This window comes from Streptomyces mobaraensis NBRC 13819 = DSM 40847 (genome assembly GCF_017916255.1).
GTDB lineage: Bacteria > Actinomycetota > Actinomycetes > Streptomycetales > Streptomycetaceae > Streptomyces > Streptomyces mobaraensis.
This window is the reverse complement of sequence record NZ_CP072827.1, coordinates 1,220,439-1,236,931: the sequence shown is the minus strand read 5'-3', so window position 1 is coordinate 1,236,931 and position 16,493 is coordinate 1,220,439. Positions and strand designations below refer to the sequence as shown.

Annotated in this window: 14 protein-coding genes; 8 read left to right on the top strand and 6 right to left on the bottom strand. The window is 73.6% G+C overall.

Annotated elements, in window-relative coordinates; translation table 11 throughout:
* Nucleotides 1-40 precede the first annotated feature (40 nt).
* From J7W19_RS04700 to J7W19_RS04685, 4 genes are all read left to right on the top strand, one after another.
* Entirely contained in the window at nucleotides 41-1,036 is a 996-nt protein-coding gene (locus tag J7W19_RS04700) for a hypothetical protein (RefSeq protein ID WP_004953598.1), read from the top strand.
* Between the two features lie 94 nt (nucleotides 1,037-1,130).
* On the top strand, nucleotides 1,131-2,696 hold the full coding sequence (locus J7W19_RS04695) for an amino acid permease (protein WP_004953596.1): 1,566 nt from the start codon (nucleotides 1,131-1,133) through the stop codon (nucleotides 2,694-2,696).
* A gap of 493 nt (nucleotides 2,697-3,189) precedes the next feature.
* On the top strand, nucleotides 3,190-4,074 hold the full coding sequence (locus tag J7W19_RS04690) for an SAM-dependent methyltransferase (RefSeq protein WP_004953593.1): 885 nt from the start codon (nucleotides 3,190-3,192) through the stop codon (nucleotides 4,072-4,074).
* A complete protein-coding gene (locus J7W19_RS04685; protein WP_004949617.1) occupies nucleotides 4,071-6,293 on the top strand; it encodes a putative bifunctional diguanylate cyclase/phosphodiesterase in 2,223 nt (740 codons plus the stop codon). Before J7W19_RS04690 ends, J7W19_RS04685 begins: the two co-directional genes overlap by 4 nt.
* 9 nt (nucleotides 6,294-6,302) lie before the next feature.
* Here the strand turns inward: J7W19_RS04685 and J7W19_RS04680 are convergent, their stop codons facing one another.
* Entirely contained in the window at nucleotides 6,303-6,761 is a 459-nt protein-coding gene (locus J7W19_RS04680; RefSeq protein ID WP_004949620.1) for a DUF779 domain-containing protein, read from the bottom strand.
* A 329-nt stretch (nucleotides 6,762-7,090) separates the two neighbouring features.
* On the opposite strand from J7W19_RS04680, the gene J7W19_RS04675 reads away from it, so the two are divergent.
* From J7W19_RS04675 to J7W19_RS04665, 3 genes are read left to right on the top strand one after another with little or no spacing between them, the layout of a single operon-like run.
* On the top strand, nucleotides 7,091-7,720 hold the full coding sequence (locus J7W19_RS04675) for a DUF4956 domain-containing protein (RefSeq protein WP_004949622.1): 630 nt from the start codon (nucleotides 7,091-7,093) through the stop codon (nucleotides 7,718-7,720).
* On the top strand, nucleotides 7,717-8,562 hold the full coding sequence (locus J7W19_RS04670) for a polyphosphate polymerase domain-containing protein (RefSeq protein WP_004949624.1): 846 nt from the start codon (nucleotides 7,717-7,719) through the stop codon (nucleotides 8,560-8,562). Before J7W19_RS04675 ends, J7W19_RS04670 begins: the two co-directional genes overlap by 4 nt.
* Before the next feature lie 32 nt (nucleotides 8,563-8,594).
* A complete protein-coding gene (locus J7W19_RS04665; RefSeq protein WP_004949627.1) occupies nucleotides 8,595-9,467 on the top strand; it encodes a class I SAM-dependent methyltransferase in 873 nt (290 codons plus the stop codon).
* Between the two features lie 30 nt (nucleotides 9,468-9,497).
* Here J7W19_RS04665 and J7W19_RS04660 read toward each other — a convergent pair whose 3' ends face one another.
* The 5 genes from J7W19_RS04660 to J7W19_RS04640 form a co-directional block, all read right to left on the bottom strand.
* On the bottom strand, nucleotides 9,498-10,259 hold the full coding sequence (locus J7W19_RS04660; protein WP_106429692.1) for a class F sortase: 762 nt from the start codon (nucleotides 10,257-10,259) through the stop codon (nucleotides 9,498-9,500).
* Nucleotides 10,260-10,278: 19 nt separating this feature from the next.
* Nucleotides 10,279-10,917, bottom strand: a complete 639-nt coding sequence (locus J7W19_RS04655; protein WP_004949632.1) for a hypothetical protein — start codon at nucleotides 10,915-10,917, stop codon at nucleotides 10,279-10,281.
* Nucleotides 10,918-11,152: 235 nt separating this feature from the next.
* Entirely contained in the window at nucleotides 11,153-12,049 is an 897-nt protein-coding gene (locus tag J7W19_RS04650) for an aminoglycoside phosphotransferase family protein (protein WP_004949635.1), read from the bottom strand.
* A 146-nt stretch (nucleotides 12,050-12,195) separates the two neighbouring features.
* On the bottom strand, nucleotides 12,196-12,597 hold the full coding sequence (locus J7W19_RS04645) for a hypothetical protein (protein ID WP_004949637.1): 402 nt from the start codon (nucleotides 12,595-12,597) through the stop codon (nucleotides 12,196-12,198).
* Nucleotides 12,598-12,790: 193 nt separating this feature from the next.
* Complete coding sequence (locus J7W19_RS04640) at nucleotides 12,791-13,231, bottom strand: hypothetical protein (protein WP_210455277.1); 441 nt, start codon at nucleotides 13,229-13,231, stop codon at nucleotides 12,791-12,793.
* Between the two features lie 563 nt (nucleotides 13,232-13,794).
* On the opposite strand from J7W19_RS04640, the gene rph reads away from it, so the two are divergent.
* Nucleotides 13,795-16,416 (top strand): rifamycin-inactivating phosphotransferase, encoded by a 2,622-nt coding sequence (gene rph / locus J7W19_RS04635; protein ID WP_004949643.1) that lies wholly within the window; start codon nucleotides 13,795-13,797, stop codon nucleotides 16,414-16,416.
* Nucleotides 16,417-16,493: the final 77 nt, after the last annotated feature.

Genomic DNA, 16,493 nt, shown 5'->3' with positions numbered 1-16,493 from the left:
CGTCCGGCAGACGACCGCGAGGCAGGGAGGGGCGCACCCGATGCAGCGCCGACGATTCGGCCGGTCCGGGCGGCGGGCCGGGCCGGCCGACCCCGTGGAAGTGGAGCTCGATCCCCATCCCGCGCGGGACGACCGCCCGCTGCGCGCCGCCGTGGACGACGCCGCCATGGGCCGCTGGGAAGGCCCCCGCGACCTGCTCGCGGCCACCGGCCACGACTGGGACCGGCGGATCTTCCGGCTCCAGGTCCTCGCCCGGGCCGGGGTGAACCTCCGCTTCGCCGAGACCTGGACCCGGGCCGAACCCGGCTCCCCGGACGCCCTCGCCGTGCTGGCCCACGTCCAGGCGCTGCGGTCGCTGGTCGCCGGCCGGGAGGCGGGCCGCGAGCTGATGGAGCAGGCGTGGGAGACCTGCCTGGCCACCGCCGAGGCGGCCCCGGCGGACCCCTCGCCCTGGGTGGTGCTGCTGGCCCTGGTGCGCGTCCACGCCCCGGACCGGGAGCTGCTGGGGCGGATCTGGAACGAGGCGACCGCCCGGGACCCGTACAACCGGGAGGCGCACCACGAGGTGCTCACCTTCCTGTTCGACCGGAACCACGGCTCCGGCGGCGAGATGTTCCACTGGGCGCTCGAACGGGCCCAGACCGCCCCCGCCGGGCTCCCGCTGGCCGTCCTCCCGCTGGTCGCCCTCGCCGAGTCCTACCGGCAGCGCAGGGCGGAGAGCGGCGGCGCGTACGGGCTGACGGTGCACCCCTGGAACGACTGTCCGCACATCGACCGGGTCCTCGACGGCTGGTGGCGGCACCGGTCGCCCCGGCCGCACGCCCACTTCGCGGACGACGCCAACTACCTCGCGCACGCCCTCGGTTTCGCCGGCCGGCACGCCGAGGCGCACGAGGTGTTCACCGCGATCGGGCCGTACGCCTGCGACGCGCCCTGGTCGTACTGCGGCGAACCGCGTGAGCTGTTCCTGCGGTACCGCGGCTGGGCGGCCCGCGCCGCCGCCGGCCGCCCGCCCCGGCCGCCCCGGCCGGGCTGAGCCCCGGGCCCCGGGACGCAGCAGCACCATCGCACGACCGCACCACGGTTTCCCCCACCGCCCCCTGGACCGACGAACCGAGGAAGAGGTTTCCGTGCCACTCGAAGTCCCCGGCGTCTCAGGCGTCCCCGGCGCCTCCGGCGCTTCCGGAGTTTCCGACGAAGAGCGCCTCGCCCAGCTCGGCTACCGCCAGACCCTCGCCCGCAGCATGAGCGGGTTCGCCAACTTCGCCGTCTCGTTCACCATCATCTCCGTGCTGTCCGGCTGTATGACCATGTACGGCTACGGCATGACGACCGGCGGCCCCGCCATGATCACCTGGGGCTGGGTCGGGGTCGGCCTGATGACCCTGATCGTGGGGCTGGCCATGGCCGAGGTGTGCTCCTCGTACCCGACCAGCGCCGGGCTGTACTTCTGGGCCCACCGGATGGCCCCGGAGCGCAGCCGGGCGGCGTGGGCCTGGTTCACCGGCTGGTTCAACGTCCTCGGCCAGATCGCGGTGACCGCGGGCGTCGACTTCGGCGCGGCCTCCTTCCTCAACGCCTACCTCGACCTCCAGTTCGACTTCGCGGCGACCCCGGGCCACACCATCGCCCTGTTCGGGATCATCCTGCTGCTGCACGCCGTCCTGAACACCTTCGGCGTGCGCATCGTCGCCGTGCTCAACAGTGTCAGCGTGTGGTGGCACGTGATCGGTGTGCTGGTCATCGTCGGTGCCCTGGCGTTCGTCCCGGACCACCACCAGTCGTCCTCCGTCGTCTTCGGCGAGTTCGTCAACCGCACCGGCTGGGACTCGGGCTTCTACGTGGGGCTGCTGTCGCTGCTGATGGCCCAGTACACCTTCACCGGCTATGACGCGTCCGCCCATATGACCGAGGAGACCAACGACGCGTCCACGGCCGGTCCGCGCGGCATCGTCCGCTCCATCTGGCTCTCCTGGATCGCCGGTTTCGTGCTGCTCGTCGGCATGACGTTCGCCATCCAGAGCTACGACGGCTCGCTGGAGTCGACGACCGGGGTGCCGCCGGCCCAGATCCTGATGGACGCGCTCGGGGCGAGCGGCGGCAAGGCGCTGCTGCTGGTCATCATCGCCGCCCAGCTGTTCTGCGGGATGGCCTCCGTCACCGCCAACTCCCGGATGATCTACGCCTTCTCGCGCGACGGGGCGCTGCCCTTCTCCCGCGTCTGGCACCGGATCAACCCGTCGACCCGCACGCCCACCAACGCGGTGTGGCTCGCGGCCGGGGGAGCGCTCGTCCTCGGCCTGCCGTACCTGATCAACGAGACCGCCTACGCGGCCGTGACCAGCATCGCCACCATCGGGCTGTACATCGCCTACGTCATCCCCACCTTCCTGCGGCTGCGCCTCGGCGACCGCTTCGAGCGCGGCCCCTGGCACCTGGGCCGCTGGTCGCGGCCGGTCGGGGTGGTGGCCGTCGGGTGGGTGGCGCTGATCACCGTGCTGTTCATGCTGCCGCAGGTGCACCCGGTGACCCTGGAGACCTTCAACTACGCGCCCGTGGCGGTGGCCGCGGTGCTCGGCTTCGCCGGGGTGTGGTGGCTGGTCTCGGCCCGCCGGTGGTTCCTGGACCCCCACCACCCCAAGAACGCCGTGGCGCACGCGGCGCCGCTGGCGGAGCCGGGCGCGCTGCGGCCTTAGGAGGCGGCGGCGGACCCCGGCTCCCGGCCGGGCAAACCTCCCGTTGGCACCAGACGTACGACAGGGGCCGCACCCCCGGCGGCCGACGCCCGGGGCGGTCCCTGTCGCACGTCCGCGCGCCCTCCCGAACCGGGACGCGCCCCTTGCGCGGGGAGCGGCGGTCCATGATCATTTGCTGTAGTCGGCAATGATGTGATCAATAATGCGAGAGCTGGTACCGATCCGTACGGACCGGGGGAGGGAAGGGGAGGCACCGACCGGCGGCACGGACCGCCGTGGACGCGAGGGCACCCATGACGGCGGACAGAGACGCATCTCACGCGAACGAGTGGTTTTGAACCGCGATGAACCGCAGACCTGCTGGAGTCGAAGGGGGAGCGGTGAACTCATCCGGATCGTGCTTTTCCGCTTGCTTCTACCATTCGAACGAACGATCAGTAGCCTCTGCTCAGGCCCCTCAACACCCCCTGCGATGAGCTGGAGAGACAGAGTGATGGAGCGTCCTTGCCGGGCCCCTTCGGGCATCGACCTGTCCGTGCCGAGCGTGTCCCGCATCTACGACTACTACCTGGGCGGCTCGCACAACTTCGAGGTCGACCGGGAGGCCGGGCGGCGCGCTATCGAGGCGTTTCCGGACATGCCGAAGATCATGCAGGCCAACCGCGCGTTCATGCGGCGCGCCGTCCGCCACGCGGTCGAGCGGGGCGTCACCCGGTTCCTGGACGTCGGCTCCGGCATCCCCACCTTCGGCGGCGTCCACGAGACCGCCCAGGCCGCCGACCCCGAGGCCCGCGTCGTCTACGTGGACCACGACCCGGTCGCCGTCGCGCACAGCCGCACGGTGCTGAAGGGGAACGACCGGGCCGGGGTCGTCGCCGCCGACCTGCGCTCGCCCGAGGCCATCCTGCGCAGCCCCGAGGTCACCCACCTCCTCACCCCGGGCCGGCCCGTCGCCCTGCTCCTCGTCGCCGTGCTCCACTTCGTACCGGACGAGGACGATCCCTGGGCGGCGGTGGCCCGGCTGCGCGACGCGCTCCCGCCGGGCAGCCTGCTGATCCTGACCCACGCCGCGACGGAGGGCGGGCCGATGAAACCCGAGGAGGGCGAGAAGGTGGCGAGCGTCTACCGCACCATCGGCTCACCGCTGTGCACCCGTTCGCGCCGTGACGTGGCCCGGTTCTTCGAGGGCTTCACCCTGGTCGAGCCCGGGCTGGTGCCGATGCCCACCTGGCGTCCCGAGCCCCGGGAGGACCCCGACGCCGAGCCGGAGGCGCGCGGGGCCGGGGAGGCCGGGGCCGCCGCGGAGCCGGACCGCGCCGCCGATCCCGTCTTCACGGCGGGGTTCGCCGGAGTGGCCGGTGTGGGGCGCAAGCCGTGACCGGCACCTCGAACGGCCGCACCCTGCCCGGCACCGCGGAGCCGCGCCCGTACCCCGCCCCGTACCCCACCGGCGACAGCGCGGTGCAGGACGAGCGGCTGCGGCGGTTCGCCGCGCTGTGGAGCCGGGCCGTCCACCCGGTCGCGTCCACCCCGCTGACCCGCGCCGAGTTCGAGCGCTTCCTGGTCCCGCTGGCCGCCCGGCTCCGCGACGCGCTGCACGCCCGTACGTTCGATCCCGCGCCCGGCGCCGAGGTCGGCGCCGCCCTGGTCCGCGGCCACTGCACCGACCCCGCCATCCTCCCGCCGGTCCTCGGTGCCGTCGACGCCTACCTGCTGCTCTACTGCCCGCCGGACGACGCCGTTCCCGCCGACGAGTGCCGCGCCCGCTGCACCCGGCTCCAGCACGCCGTCGCCGCCGGCTTCGCCGCCGAGCTCCGCGAACGCGCGCTCGCCGAGCAGGAGGCCATCTCCCGGGCCGCCCTCGCCGCCCGGGCCGAGACCGAACAGGCCCTGCACACCAGCGAGGAGCGGTTCCGCGCGGTCTTCGAGGGCGCCGCCATCGGGGTGGGCATCGCCGACGTCGACGGGCACATCACCGACGTCAACGAGGCGCTCTGCCGGATGTTCGGCAGCATCGACCGTCCCGTGGCCGGCCGCAACGTCGGCGAACTCGTCCACCCCGACGACTCGCCCGAGGTCTGGGGCCTCTACGCCGAGCTGGTCCGCGGCGACCGCGACCACTACCGCGTCGAGAAGCCGTACTACCGCGGCGACGGCAGCGTCCTGTGGACCGATCTGACGGTCTCCCTGCTGCGCGACGCCACCGGCCGCCCCCAATACCAGCTCGCGCTGATGGAGGACATCACCGAGCGCCGCGAGCTGCACGAGCGCCTCCGCCACCAGGCCACCCACGACGACCTCACCGGCCTCCCCAACCGCACCCTCTTCTTCGAACGCCTCGGCCGCACCCTGGACCCCGGCGGGCCCTTGGGCCCCGACAGCCACTTCGGTCTCTGCTACCTCGATCTCGACGGCTTCAAGGCCGTCAACGACAGCCTCGGCCACGCCGTCGGCGACCAGCTCCTCGTCGCCGTCGCCGAGCGGCTGCGCGCCTGCGCCACCGGGCCCGACGAACTGGTGGCCCGGCTCGGCGGCGACGAGTTCGTCGCCCTCACCACCGGCCCCACCGCCCAGCGCGACGTCACCGCCCTCGCCCGCCGGATGCTCGCCGCCCTCGCCGACCCCGTCCACCTCGACGGCCGCCACCTGTCCGTCCGCGCCAGCATCGGCATCGTCGACGGCCGGCCCGGCGAGGCGGACGCCGCCGAGGTGCTGCGCAGCGCCGACATCACCATGTACCGGGCCAAGGCCGCCGGCGGCAACCGCTACGAGATCGCCGACGCCGACTCCGACGCCCGCGCCATCGCCCGGCACGACCTCACCAACTGCCTGCCCGGCGCCCTGGAGAACGGCGAGTTCTTCATCGAGTACCAGCCGCTGGTCCGGCTCTCCGACGGCACCGTGCGCGGCGCCGAGGCGCTCGTCCGCTGGCTGCACCCGGTGCACGGGGTGCTCGGCCCGGACCAGTTCATCCCGCTCGCCGAGAGCACCGGGCTGATCGTCCCGCTCGGCCGCTGGGTCCTGGAGGAGGCGGCCCGCCAGGCCCGCGCCTGGCGCAGCGACGGCCGCTGCCGGGTGCCGCTCCGCGTCAACGTCAACCTCTCGCCCTCGCAGCTGCGCTACCCGGCCCTGGTCTCCGACATCGTCGCCGTCCTCGACGACGCCGGCCTCGACCCGTCGGCGCTCTGCCTGGAGGTCACCGAGAACGCCCTCATCGGGGCCGACGAGGAGCAGCTCCGCCCGCTGCGGCAACTCGCCGACCTGGGCGTGGACATCGCCCTCGACGACTTCGGCACCGGCTACTCCAACCTCTCCTACCTGCGCCGGCTGCCGGTCAGCACCCTCAAGCTCGACCGCTCGTTCACCCGCGGCATGCAGCGCGCGCCCGCCGACCCCGTCGATGTGAAGATCGTCGAAGGGATCGTCTCGCTCGCCCACACCCTGGACCTGTCGGTGACGGTGGAGGGCGTGGAGACCGGCACCCAGGCGGACCACCTGCGGATACTGGGCTGCGAGACGGCGCAGGGCTGGTACTACGCCCGGCCCGGCCCGCCGGAGCGGCTGCACACGCTGTCGCTGGCGGACGCCGCGTCCTGACCCGGCCGGTCAGCCCGCCTCCGTACGGTCGTCCCCGGGGCCGCCGGCGTCCCGGCGGCCGTCGGCGGCCGGCCCGAGCAGCCGCGCCTCCGCGTCCGTCAGCAGCCGGGAGCGGATCAGGAAGCGGACGCCCTCCGGGGCCTCCAGGGAGAAGCCGCTGCCGCGCCCCGGCACCACGTCCACGGTGAGGTGGGTGTGCCGCCAGCGCTCGAACTGGTCCGCGGCCATCCAGAAGCCGATGGGTTCGGCCACTCCCTCGACGGCCAGTTCGGCGAGGAGCACATCGCCGCCGCCGGTGCGGAACTCGCCGCGCGGGTAGCACATCGGCGAACTGCCGTCGCAGCAGCCGCCGGACTGGTGGAACATCAGCGGCCCGTGCTTGCGGCGCAGCCGCCGGAGCAGCCGGGCCGCCGCCGGGGCGAGGGCGACGCTCCCGGGGGAGGCCGGGTGCGGTCGGGTCGGGGTCACGGGTGCCCTCCTCGAACGTCCGTCGCGCGGGACGCGTATCCGTTCCACGGAGGCCCAGCCTGCCCCGGCCCGGCGCTGATCGCCAGAGGCCCGTCGGCCGTACCGGGAGGGGTCTCGCGACCCGCCCGGCACAGCCGCACCCCGCGCCGCAAGTGCGCCGAACACGACGGGAATCCACCGGATCCGGCCAGCTCCGCCGCTCCGCCGTCAAGGACCCGCACGGTTCGCTCGAATGGACCCGGAGGATCCCTTCCGTTCACCCATCGTTTCCCTGGAGTTGTGTGACCGGCGTTGTGCGACCGGCGCAGCCGTATAGGGAGGAAGAAGCCGTGGAACCCGTGCGTGACCTCGCCGCCCACCTGGGTCTTGACCTGCTCGCGGTCGGCCTGCTGACCTTCGCGATCTACCATCCGCGACACCGGCGGCGCGACCTGGTCCCCGCCTATCTCGCCCTGAACGTGGCCCTGTTCTCCGTCGTGGCGGCACTCGCCGAGGTGGGCGCCAAGGGCGGGACCGCGCTGGGCTTCGGCCTCTTCGGCGTGCTCTCCATCATCCGGCTGCGCTCCGACGCCGTGCAGCACGAAGAGGTCGCCTACTACTTCAGCACCCTCGTCCTCGGCCTGCTCTGCGGGCTGCCGCACCTCGGGCTGGGCTACGCGGCCACCCTGAGCGGCGTCCTGCTGCTGGTCGTGTACGTCGCCGACCACCCGCGGCTGCTCACCCGCGCCCGCCGCAGCGTCGTCACCCTCGACGTCGTCCTCACCGATCCCGCCGCGCTCCGCGCCGAACTCGCCCACCGCCTCGGCGAACCGCTGCACTGGACCGTCACCGAGATCGACTACGTCCGCGACCTCATGGTCGTCGACGTCCGCTACCGCGAGTTCCCGCCCGGCGCCGCCCGGCAGGCCCCGGCCGCCCGCCCGGCGGTGCGCGACACGCACGCCTGGGAGGCCGCGTGAGCACCGCCGCCCCGGCCCCCGCCGTCCCGGGCCCGCGCACGCCGCACCCCCTGGAACGCGCCGTCGGCGCCGCCCGGCCCATCACCCTCGCCGAGGTCAACGCGCGCTCGTGCCTGCTCACCCGCTTCGACCGCAGCTACCTGGTACCCGCCCGGCTGCTCACCGACCTCGTCGCCCTCCTCACCGCCCCGCACCGGCCCGGCGGCGCCTACCGCGTCCTCACCATCGACGGCAGACGGGCCTTCCACTACCACTCCGTCTACTACGACACCCCCGGCCTGCGTTCCTTCCACGAGCACCGGCAAGGCCGCCGGCAGCGCTTCAAGATCCGCGAACGGGTCTACCGGGACAGCGGGGAGCGGCAGTTCGAGCTCAAGCTCAAGGGCGGCCGGGGCGACACCGTCAAACACCGGCTCCCGCTCACCGGCGACGCCGCCCCGCTCGACCCGGCCTACCGCGCCTGGCTGGACACCACCCTGCGCACGGCCTACGGCATCACCGCCCCCACCGAACTCACCCCCTCGGTCACCACCGACTACCTGCGCGCCACCCTGGTGGCCGACGGCGAACGCGTCACCTGCGACGCCGGACTCGTCTGCGTCGACCGCCGGACCGGCGCCACCGTGCGCTGCGCCCCCGGCCTCGTCCTCGTCGAGACCAAGGGCACCGGCCGGCTGACCGACGCCGACCGGCTGCTGCACGCCCACGGCGTCCGGCCCGCCGTCTTCACCAAGTACTGCGGCGCCCTCGCCGCGCTCCGCCCCGCCCTCCCCGGCAACCGCTGGCGCCGCGCCGCCGCCCTGGCCTTCCCGGCGGCTCCTCCTCGCCGGGCGACGGGGTGAGCGCGGTGCCCGGCGGTGGTAGGAAAGGCCCCATGACGGCAGACGACCGCACGACCGCGTCCGGCGAACGGCCGCCCGGCATCGAGGAGATGCTGCGCGCCAACGAACGCAACTGGGACGCCCGCACCCCCGTCCACGTCGCCAGCGACTTCTACGGCCTGGACGGCTCCCGGACCGCCGACGACTGGTTCGCCCCCTTCGAATGGACCGACCTCGGCGACCTGGCCGGCCGCGACGTCCTCCACCTCCAGTGCCACCTCGGCACCGAGACCCACGCCTTCGCCGAGCGGGGCGCCCGCGCCGTCGGCCTGGACTTCTCCTCGGCCGCCGTGGAGGAGGCCCGGCGGCTCGCCGCCGAGCGCGGCCGGGACGTCGAGTACGTCCGGGCCGACGTCCACCGGGCCGTCGAGGCGCTCGGCGGACGGCGGTTCGACGTCGTCTACACCGGCAAGGGGGCGCTCTGCTACCTCCCCGACCTGCCGGCCTGGGCGGACGTGGTCGCCCGGCTGCTCCGGCCCGGCGGCGTGCTGTACCTGGTGGAGTTCCACCCGCTGCTCAACGCGCTGGGCCCGGTCCCGGCGCCCGGCGAGGAAGGGCTGCTGCTGCGCCACGACTACCTGGAGGGCCGGGGGCCGATCCGGGGCGACAACCCCCGGACGTACACCGACGGCCCCCCGCTCCGGGAGGCCGTGACCAGCTACGAGTGGCGGCACGGGCTCGGGGAGACCGTCGGGGCCGTCCTCGGGGCCGGGCTGGAGCTCGAAGTGCTGCGCGAGACCGAGCTGTTGCCCTGGCCGCGGCTGCCCGGCATGGTCCGGGACCCGGACGGCTGGTGGCGGCTGCCGGACGCGGAGCCCCGGGTGCCGCATATGTTCGCGCTGCGGGCGCGGCGGCGGGCGGGCTGACGCCGCGGGCCGCCCGCCGCCCGCCGGACGTCATGGCGCGTCGGGGTCGTCGCCCTCGTCGGTCTGCTCCGGGGGCTGCGCCGGCTCGGCCGGCTTCCCGGGCCGGTTCCCGGCCGGCGGCGGGGCGGCGGGGGCGCCGGCCGTCCCGGTGAGGTAGGCGGACACCACCACGTTGGCGGTGTACTCGTGCCGCTCGCGGTCGTACTCGCCGCCGCAGGTGACGAGGCGCAGCTCGGCGCGCTTGGGGTCCTTGGGGCCGTACGCCTTGTCGGCGTCGAAGTGGTCCCGGGGGACGACGGCGACGTCCTCGACGGTGAACTCGGCGGTGCTGCCGTCCTTGCGGACGACGTTCACCTTCAGGCCCGGCTTCGCGGTGCTCAGTTCGTAGAAGACGCCCCGCGAGGTCTTGGTGTCGACGTGCCCGACGAGTACGGCGGCGCCGACGGCGCCGGGCGCCGGCCCGTCCTTGTACCAGGCGACGGTGTTGGGCCGGTCGTACGAGGGGGCCTCGACCCCGCCCTGGGGGTCGAGGCCGTGCCCTTCGATGGGGGCCCGCAGACCCATGGCCCTGATGGCCAGGGTCTGCGGGGCCGCTACCGGCAGCGGTGAGTGCGCCGGGAGCAGGCCATGCGCGGGAGGGCGGCCCGAGGGCTTGACGTCACCGGTGACCGGAGCCGTGGATATCGGCTCCTCGGCGATGTCATGGCCCCATAGCCAGAGGGCCAGCAGAAGTGCTACCCAGGCCGCCCCTGTCAGCAGGCGGCCGAAACCACCTGTGCGCTTTTCTGACATGATTCCGGTCCGCTTCCTGTCACCGCTTGACCGTGTTGGCGGCCCGGCGACGGGACCAGATCAGACCACCCGCGATACCGGCCGTGGCACCCGCGAGGATGAGCACGGGGGTGTCGACGGACGAGGACTCCGCGGCGGCCACCGGCGCGGTGGCGCCGCCGCCCGCGTGCGACCAGCCGTGCGGGCGGCCGTGGTCCTTGCGGTTGTGGTCGCCGTGGTGGCGGCCGTGGTCACGGCCGTGGTCCTCGTGGTGGCCCCGGCCCTCGTGGTCACGGCCCTCGTGGTCGCGGCCGTGGTCCTCGCGGCCGTGGTCCTCGCGACCGTGGTCGTCGTCCCGGCCGTGGTCGTCCCGGCCGTGGTCGTCGTCCCGGCCTTCGTGGTCGCGACCGTGGTCGTCGTCCCGGCCGTCGTGGTCACGGCCGTGGTCCTCGTTCCAACCGCCGTGGTCACGGTCGTTGTCCCGGCCACGGTCGTTGTCACGACCGTGGTCGCGGTCCCCATGGTCGCGGTCACCGTGGTCGCGGTCGTGGTCGCCGTGCTTGACGACCTGACCGGCCGAGGGGGCCGAGGGGGCTTCGAGGGCGTAGGCGGCGGCGGGTGCCGCGCAGACGGCGACTGCCGTCAGAGTGCCGCAGAGAGCGGTACGGATTGACTTCATTGGGTGTACCTCCTTGATCCGAGGTTCACCCGGCACCCTCCCGGCGGCATCCGGAGGGTAGCCGTATTGCTCCATTCGGTGACGGAGCTGGTCCGAGCGGGGGAGGGACACGCCGGAAAGGGGCTGAATACCGGGCCTTCGGGGGTTCCCGGGGCGCCGGCGGGGGGCCGGGCGTGTCGGGCGTGTCGGCGGGCGCGGGGGAATACGGGATCCTCGCCGCCAACTCCGGCGGAAGTCAGACGACTTGACGGCCGTCGACCCGGTCCTCCGTCAAGACCGCGCGGAGCACGTGCCGGGCGTTCCGTGCCATCGACGGATTGGCCGCCCGGTGGAAGGGCAGGGAGATCAGCGCCTGGGAGAGGGTCCGGCCCCGGCCGCGGCGCCAGGCCGCGTCGTCCACGCCGAGCGCGTCGCGGAAGACCTCGCGGGCGCCGGACGGGAGCAGGTTCCACGCCGGGAACAGGTCGCAGGCCGGGTCACCCGTGCCCGCGCACCCGAAGTCGATGACGGCCGCGAGCCGGCCTCCGGCCACCAGGAGGTTGCCCGGCATCAGATCGGCGTGCAGCCACACCGGCGGGCCGTCCGGGCCGGGGGCGCCCAGCGCGTCCTCCCAGACGGCGAGCGCGGCGTCGTGGTCGACGTCCTCCTCGGGGATCCGGCGCAGCGCGTCGAGGGCCGCCCGGGTGGCCGCGTCGAGCGTGGCGAGCGGGCCGCCGCGGTACGCCCGGGGCGGCGTCCCGGGCGGATCGACGTCCCGCATCGCCGCCACGAACGCGGCCAGGTCCGCGGCGAGCCGCACCGGATCGTCGAGCGCCCCCTCTTCGGGGACGTGCCCCGGCAGCCACCGGTACACCGACCACGGCCACGGATATCCCTCGGCGGGCTCACCGGCCCCGAGCACCTCGGGCACGGCGACGGGCAGCCGGGGCGCCAGGAGCGGCAGCCACTCGCGTTCCCGCAGGATGTCCGCGACGCCGCCCTCGGCCAGCGGCAGCCGGACCAGCAGGTCGTCGCCGAGCCGGAACACGGCGTTGACCGTCCCCCCGGACGGCAGGCGCTCCACCGGCAGGTCGGCCCAGCGCGGGAACCGCCCGGCGACCAGCCGGCGGACGAGGTCGTGGTCGATGTTCATGGGGAGTCATCCGACCGGGGGCGCGGGTGGAGGTCAACCGTTTTTCCGGGGCGGCGCGGGGCAGGCGGGGTCCCTTCGGGACGGGCTCGGGCCGCTCGGGATCGACGAAGCCCCCCTCCCGGCGTGCGGGGAGAGGGGCGGGTGGGTCACTTCTTCCGGCGCTTGCGGGGCGCGGGGATGAGCGGGGCCTCGGTCTCGCGGGCCGCGGCGAAGAAGGGGGCCATCGCTTCTTCGTACTTCTTCAGGGATTCGGGACCCAGGTCGACTTCGAGCCACTTGGGCACCTGGATTTCCTTGATTTCCGTCACCGGCGAACCGTCCTCGTCCACCTCGCCCGTGAGGTCCTCCATTTCCTCGGGAACCGTCACCGCGAACTTGACCGTGGTCAGGTTGTCGGTGACCTCGGGGGCGAGGTCGTCGAAATCGATGCGCTGCACGTAAATCGGCGTCGTGATCGTCTGCCCGCCGACCTCGATCGTCTTCACCCCTTCCTCCACGTTGGGCTGACCCTTGTGGGTTTCGTCGACCTCGATGAATTTGGTGCCCATGGACGGCGCCTTTCCTTTTTGCCGGTATGCGCTCAAATTCTAGAGGAGCCGGGGCAGTTGACGCCAATTCAGTTAAGGGTGTTCCGTCGTCCGTGGCGGGCGGGGCGATTTCGTACGGGAGCCGTTTTCGTACGGGAGGGTCCGAATCGCCGGGAACCGGGGCACCGGAACCCGGCGGGGCGGGGCCGCGGGCTCAGCGCCCGGACGGAGTCCACCCGCCGATCCGCTCGTGCCCGGCCGGGTCCCGGAAGGAGCGGTGCCGCGACCAGGCGTCGAAGTCCCCGACGACGATGAGCCGGCGGCGCGCGTCCATCCAGACGCTCCGCCGCGCCGGCGGACCCGAGCCGCCGCCCGGTCCACGGCGGGGTGACCACGGGTTCGAGCCGGAGCGGATCGCCGACGACCACGGCGCGCCGCGACCGCCCCAGCGCGCCGACCGCCTCCTGCGGCGCGGCCTGGCCCGCCTCGTCCACGAACAGCCGGCCGAGGGCCCCGCGCCGGGCGACGGCCGGCGCTCGACGTCGATCTTCCCGTCCGCCAGGTCCGGCAGGGTCCGCGGCAGCTCCGCGCTCTGTTCCTCGCACCCGGTCAGCCACCGGTCGTCGTGCGGCCCGGGGGCCAGGGTCTGCCTCACCGCCCAGGCGCAGGAGGACGACGTGGCGCTGTCCTTGATCAGACGGCCTTCCTCGTCGACGGTGAAGCACGGCGCCGTCGCCGGTCCGCCCGTCGAGGTCCTGCTCGGCCTCCGGTACGCGGAACGCCTCCGGCAGGACGTCGCGCACCTTGTCGACGGCGAAGATCCCGGCGTACACGGTGTGCTGCCACACGGAGTCGGGGCGGGCCGGCGCCCGGCTGACGGCGGAACCCGGTTCCCAGGGCGGCGGCAAAGCGGCGGACGCGGGCCCAACAGGGCGGCCCCGTACCACCTGTTGACCTGAGGCGGCCCCGCGGAACGGCAAAAGGAAAGGCAAGGAGAATCCTCTCCTTGCCACTCTCAACATATAGCGCGCCGGGGGGCTTGCCGCAAGGCCCCGGTGGTGGCGCAGAATCGTCGGCCGATGCCACAAGCTGCGGAAATGAGGCGCAAGACATGCATGTGCTGTTGTCGACGCAAAAGGCCGCGACAGCGCCGGAAACACCGGTGAACCGGCGGGCCGCCGCGGTACGGCGGAGCACGGCCGCCTCGGAGGTGGCGCGATGAGCGAGCGGTACGTGCTGGACCTCGGGGAGGTCGACGAGACGCGGACCGCGGTCGTCGGCGGCAAGGGCGCGCACCTGGGCGCGCTGGCGCGGCTCGACGGCGTCCGTGTGCCGGACGGGTTCTGTGTGACGACGGACGCCTTCCGGCGGATCATGGCGGAAGCGCCGTCGATCGACGAACCGCTCGACCGGCTGTCGCGGGTGGACCCGGACGACCGGGAGGCGGTCCGCACGCTCAGCGCGGAGATCCGCCGGATCCTCGAAGGGGTCGCCGTCCCGGACGACGTCGCATCGGCGATCACGCGGGCGCTCGCCGGGCTCGGCGAGGGGACCGCCTGCGCCGTCCGGTCCAGCGCCACGGCGGAGGACCTGCCGACGGCCTCCTTCGCCGGCCAGCAGGACACATACCTGAACGTCGTGGGACCGACGGCCGTCCTCCGGCACGTCAGCCGATGCTGGGCCTCGCTGTTCACCGAGCGGGCCGTGACCTACCGCCGCCGGAACGGCATCGACCACCGCGCGGTCCACATGGCCGTGGTCGTGCAGCGGATGGTCGTCCCGCGCTCGTCCGGCGTCCTGTTCACGGCCGACCCCGTCACGGGGAACCGGAAGGTCGCCACCGTGGACGCCGGTTTCGGCCTGGGCGAAGCCCTGGTCTCCGGCCTGGTGAACCCGGACGTCTTCACGGTGCGGGAGGACGAGGTCGTCGCCAGGACGATCGCCGTGAAACGGCGGGCCCTGCACGCCTCGCCCGGCGGCGGTACGCGGGAGGTGGCGATCGACGCAGGGCGGCGGGAACAGCCGGCGCTGACGGACGAGGAGGCCGTGCGGCTGGTGCGGCTCGGGCGGCGGATCGAAGCGCACTTCGGCCGTCCGCAGGACATCGAGTGGTGCCTGGCCGACGACGGTTTCCGCATCGTCCAGAGCCGGCCGATCACCACGTTGTTCCCCGTCCCCGAGGCCGGCGACGAGGAGAACCACGTCTATGTCTCCGTCGGTCACGGGCAGATGATGACGGATCCCATGAAGCCCCTGGGCCTCTCCATGTGGCGGCTGACGGCCATGGTGCCCATGCACGAGGCCGGGGGCAGGCTGTTCGTCGACGTCACCCGGCGCCTGGCCGCGCCCGCGAGCCGCGCCGCCCTCCTGGACGTGATCGGCAGGGGCGACCCGCTGACCAGGGACGCTCTGGAGACCGTCCTCGACCGTGCCGACTTCGTCGCGCCGCTTCCGGACGAGGCCCCGGCCGGGTCGTCCTTGAGCGGGGCCGGCGAACCGCCCGCCCCGCTCGAGAACGACCCGGCCGTCGTCACCGAGCTGGTCCGGCGGAGCCGGGAGTCCATCGCCGCCCTGGAGGGCGACATCCGGACGAAGACCGGGCCGGCGCTGTTCGACTTCCTGCTGGAGGCGTTCGAGGAGCACAAGCGGGTCCTCACCGATCCGCTGAGCATGCGGGTGATCATGGCGGGGATGGAGGCCACCTGGTGGCTCAACGACAAGCTGAGGGAGTGGCTGGGGGAGAAGAGCGCCGCCGACACGCTCACCCTGTCCGCCCCCGGCAACGTCACGTCGGAGATGGGGCTGGCGCTGCTCGACGTCGCGGATGTGATCCGCCCGCGGCCGGAGGTGGTGGCGTTCCTCCGGGGCGTGAAGGCGCAGGACGCGGAGGACGGGGACTTCCTCGACGAGTTGCCGAAACTCCCGGGCGGCACCGAGGCGCGTGACGCGATCGTGGCCTATCTCGACCGGTACGGCATGCGCTGCGTCGGCGAGATCGACATCACGAGGCCGCGCTGGCGCGAACGCCCCGCCACGCTCGTGCCCGTCATCCTCGACAGCGTAGGGAACTTCGAACCGGGCGCCGCCGGGCGGCGCTTCGAGGAGGGGCGGCGGAAGGCGGAGGAGAAGGAGCGGGACGTCCTGTCGCGGCTGCGGGCCCTGCCGGACGGCGACCGGAAGGCCGCCGAGACCAAGCGGATGATCGACCGCGTCAGGACCTTCATCGGGTACCGGGAGTACCCGAAGTACGACATCATCAGCCGCTACTTCGTGTACAAGCGGGCCCTGCTGGAGGAGGCCGGGCGTCTCGCGCGGGACGGCGTGCTGGCCGCGAAGGAGGACGCCTTCTACCTCACCTTCGGGGAATTCCGCGACGCCGTGCGCTCGCACCGGGTGGACGGCCGGCTCATCGAGCGGCGCGAGGAAGCGTTCCGTTCGTACCACGCGCTCACCCCGCCCCGGGTCCTCACGTCCGACGGCGAGGCCCTGACCGGGGCCTACCGGCGTGACGACGCGCCGGCCGGCGCCCTGATCGGCCTGCCGGTCTCCGCCGGGACCGTCGAGGGGAGGGCCCGCGTCATCCTCGACATGGCGGACGCCGATCTCGAACCGGGCGACATCCTCGTCACGGCCTTCACCGACCCCAGCTGGTCACCGCTGTTCGTCGGCATCGCGGGCCTGGTGACGGAGGTGGGCGGCCTGATGACCCACGGCGCGGTGGTCGCCCGCGAGTACGGCCTGCCGGCCGTCGTGGGCGTGGAACGCGCCACCCGCCTGATCCGGGACGGGCAGCGCATCCGCGTGCACGGAACCGACGGGTACGTCGAGATCCTGGATTGAGCGGAATTCCGCTGCGCCGCCCTGCCGGGAATTACACGGGTCAGGCCCTAGCCTGAATCGCACCACGTGTTTTCTCG

Excerpts from the sequence above, each read along its gene's own strand:
- J7W19_RS04645 (WP_004949637.1), bottom strand. The coding sequence starts at position 12,597 with ATGGGCACCAAATTCATCGAGGTCGACGAAACCCACAAGGGTCAGCCC.
- rph (WP_004949643.1), top strand. The coding sequence starts at position 13,795 with ATGAGCGAGCGGTACGTGCTGGACCTCGGGGAGGTCGACGAGACGCGG.
- J7W19_RS04665 (WP_004949627.1), top strand. The coding sequence starts at position 8,595 with ATGACGGCAGACGACCGCACGACCGCGTCCGGCGAACGGCCGCCCGGC.
- J7W19_RS04660 (WP_106429692.1), bottom strand. The coding sequence starts at position 10,259 with ATGTCAGAAAAGCGCACAGGTGGTTTCGGCCGCCTGCTGACAGGGGCG.
- J7W19_RS04655 (WP_004949632.1), bottom strand. The coding sequence starts at position 10,917 with ATGAAGTCAATCCGTACCGCTCTCTGCGGCACTCTGACGGCAGTCGCC.
- J7W19_RS04690 (WP_004953593.1), top strand. The coding sequence starts at position 3,190 with ATGGAGCGTCCTTGCCGGGCCCCTTCGGGCATCGACCTGTCCGTGCCG.
- J7W19_RS04700 (WP_004953598.1), top strand. The coding sequence starts at position 41 with ATGCAGCGCCGACGATTCGGCCGGTCCGGGCGGCGGGCCGGGCCGGCC.
- J7W19_RS04650 (WP_004949635.1), bottom strand. The coding sequence starts at position 12,049 with ATGAACATCGACCACGACCTCGTCCGCCGGCTGGTCGCCGGGCGGTTC.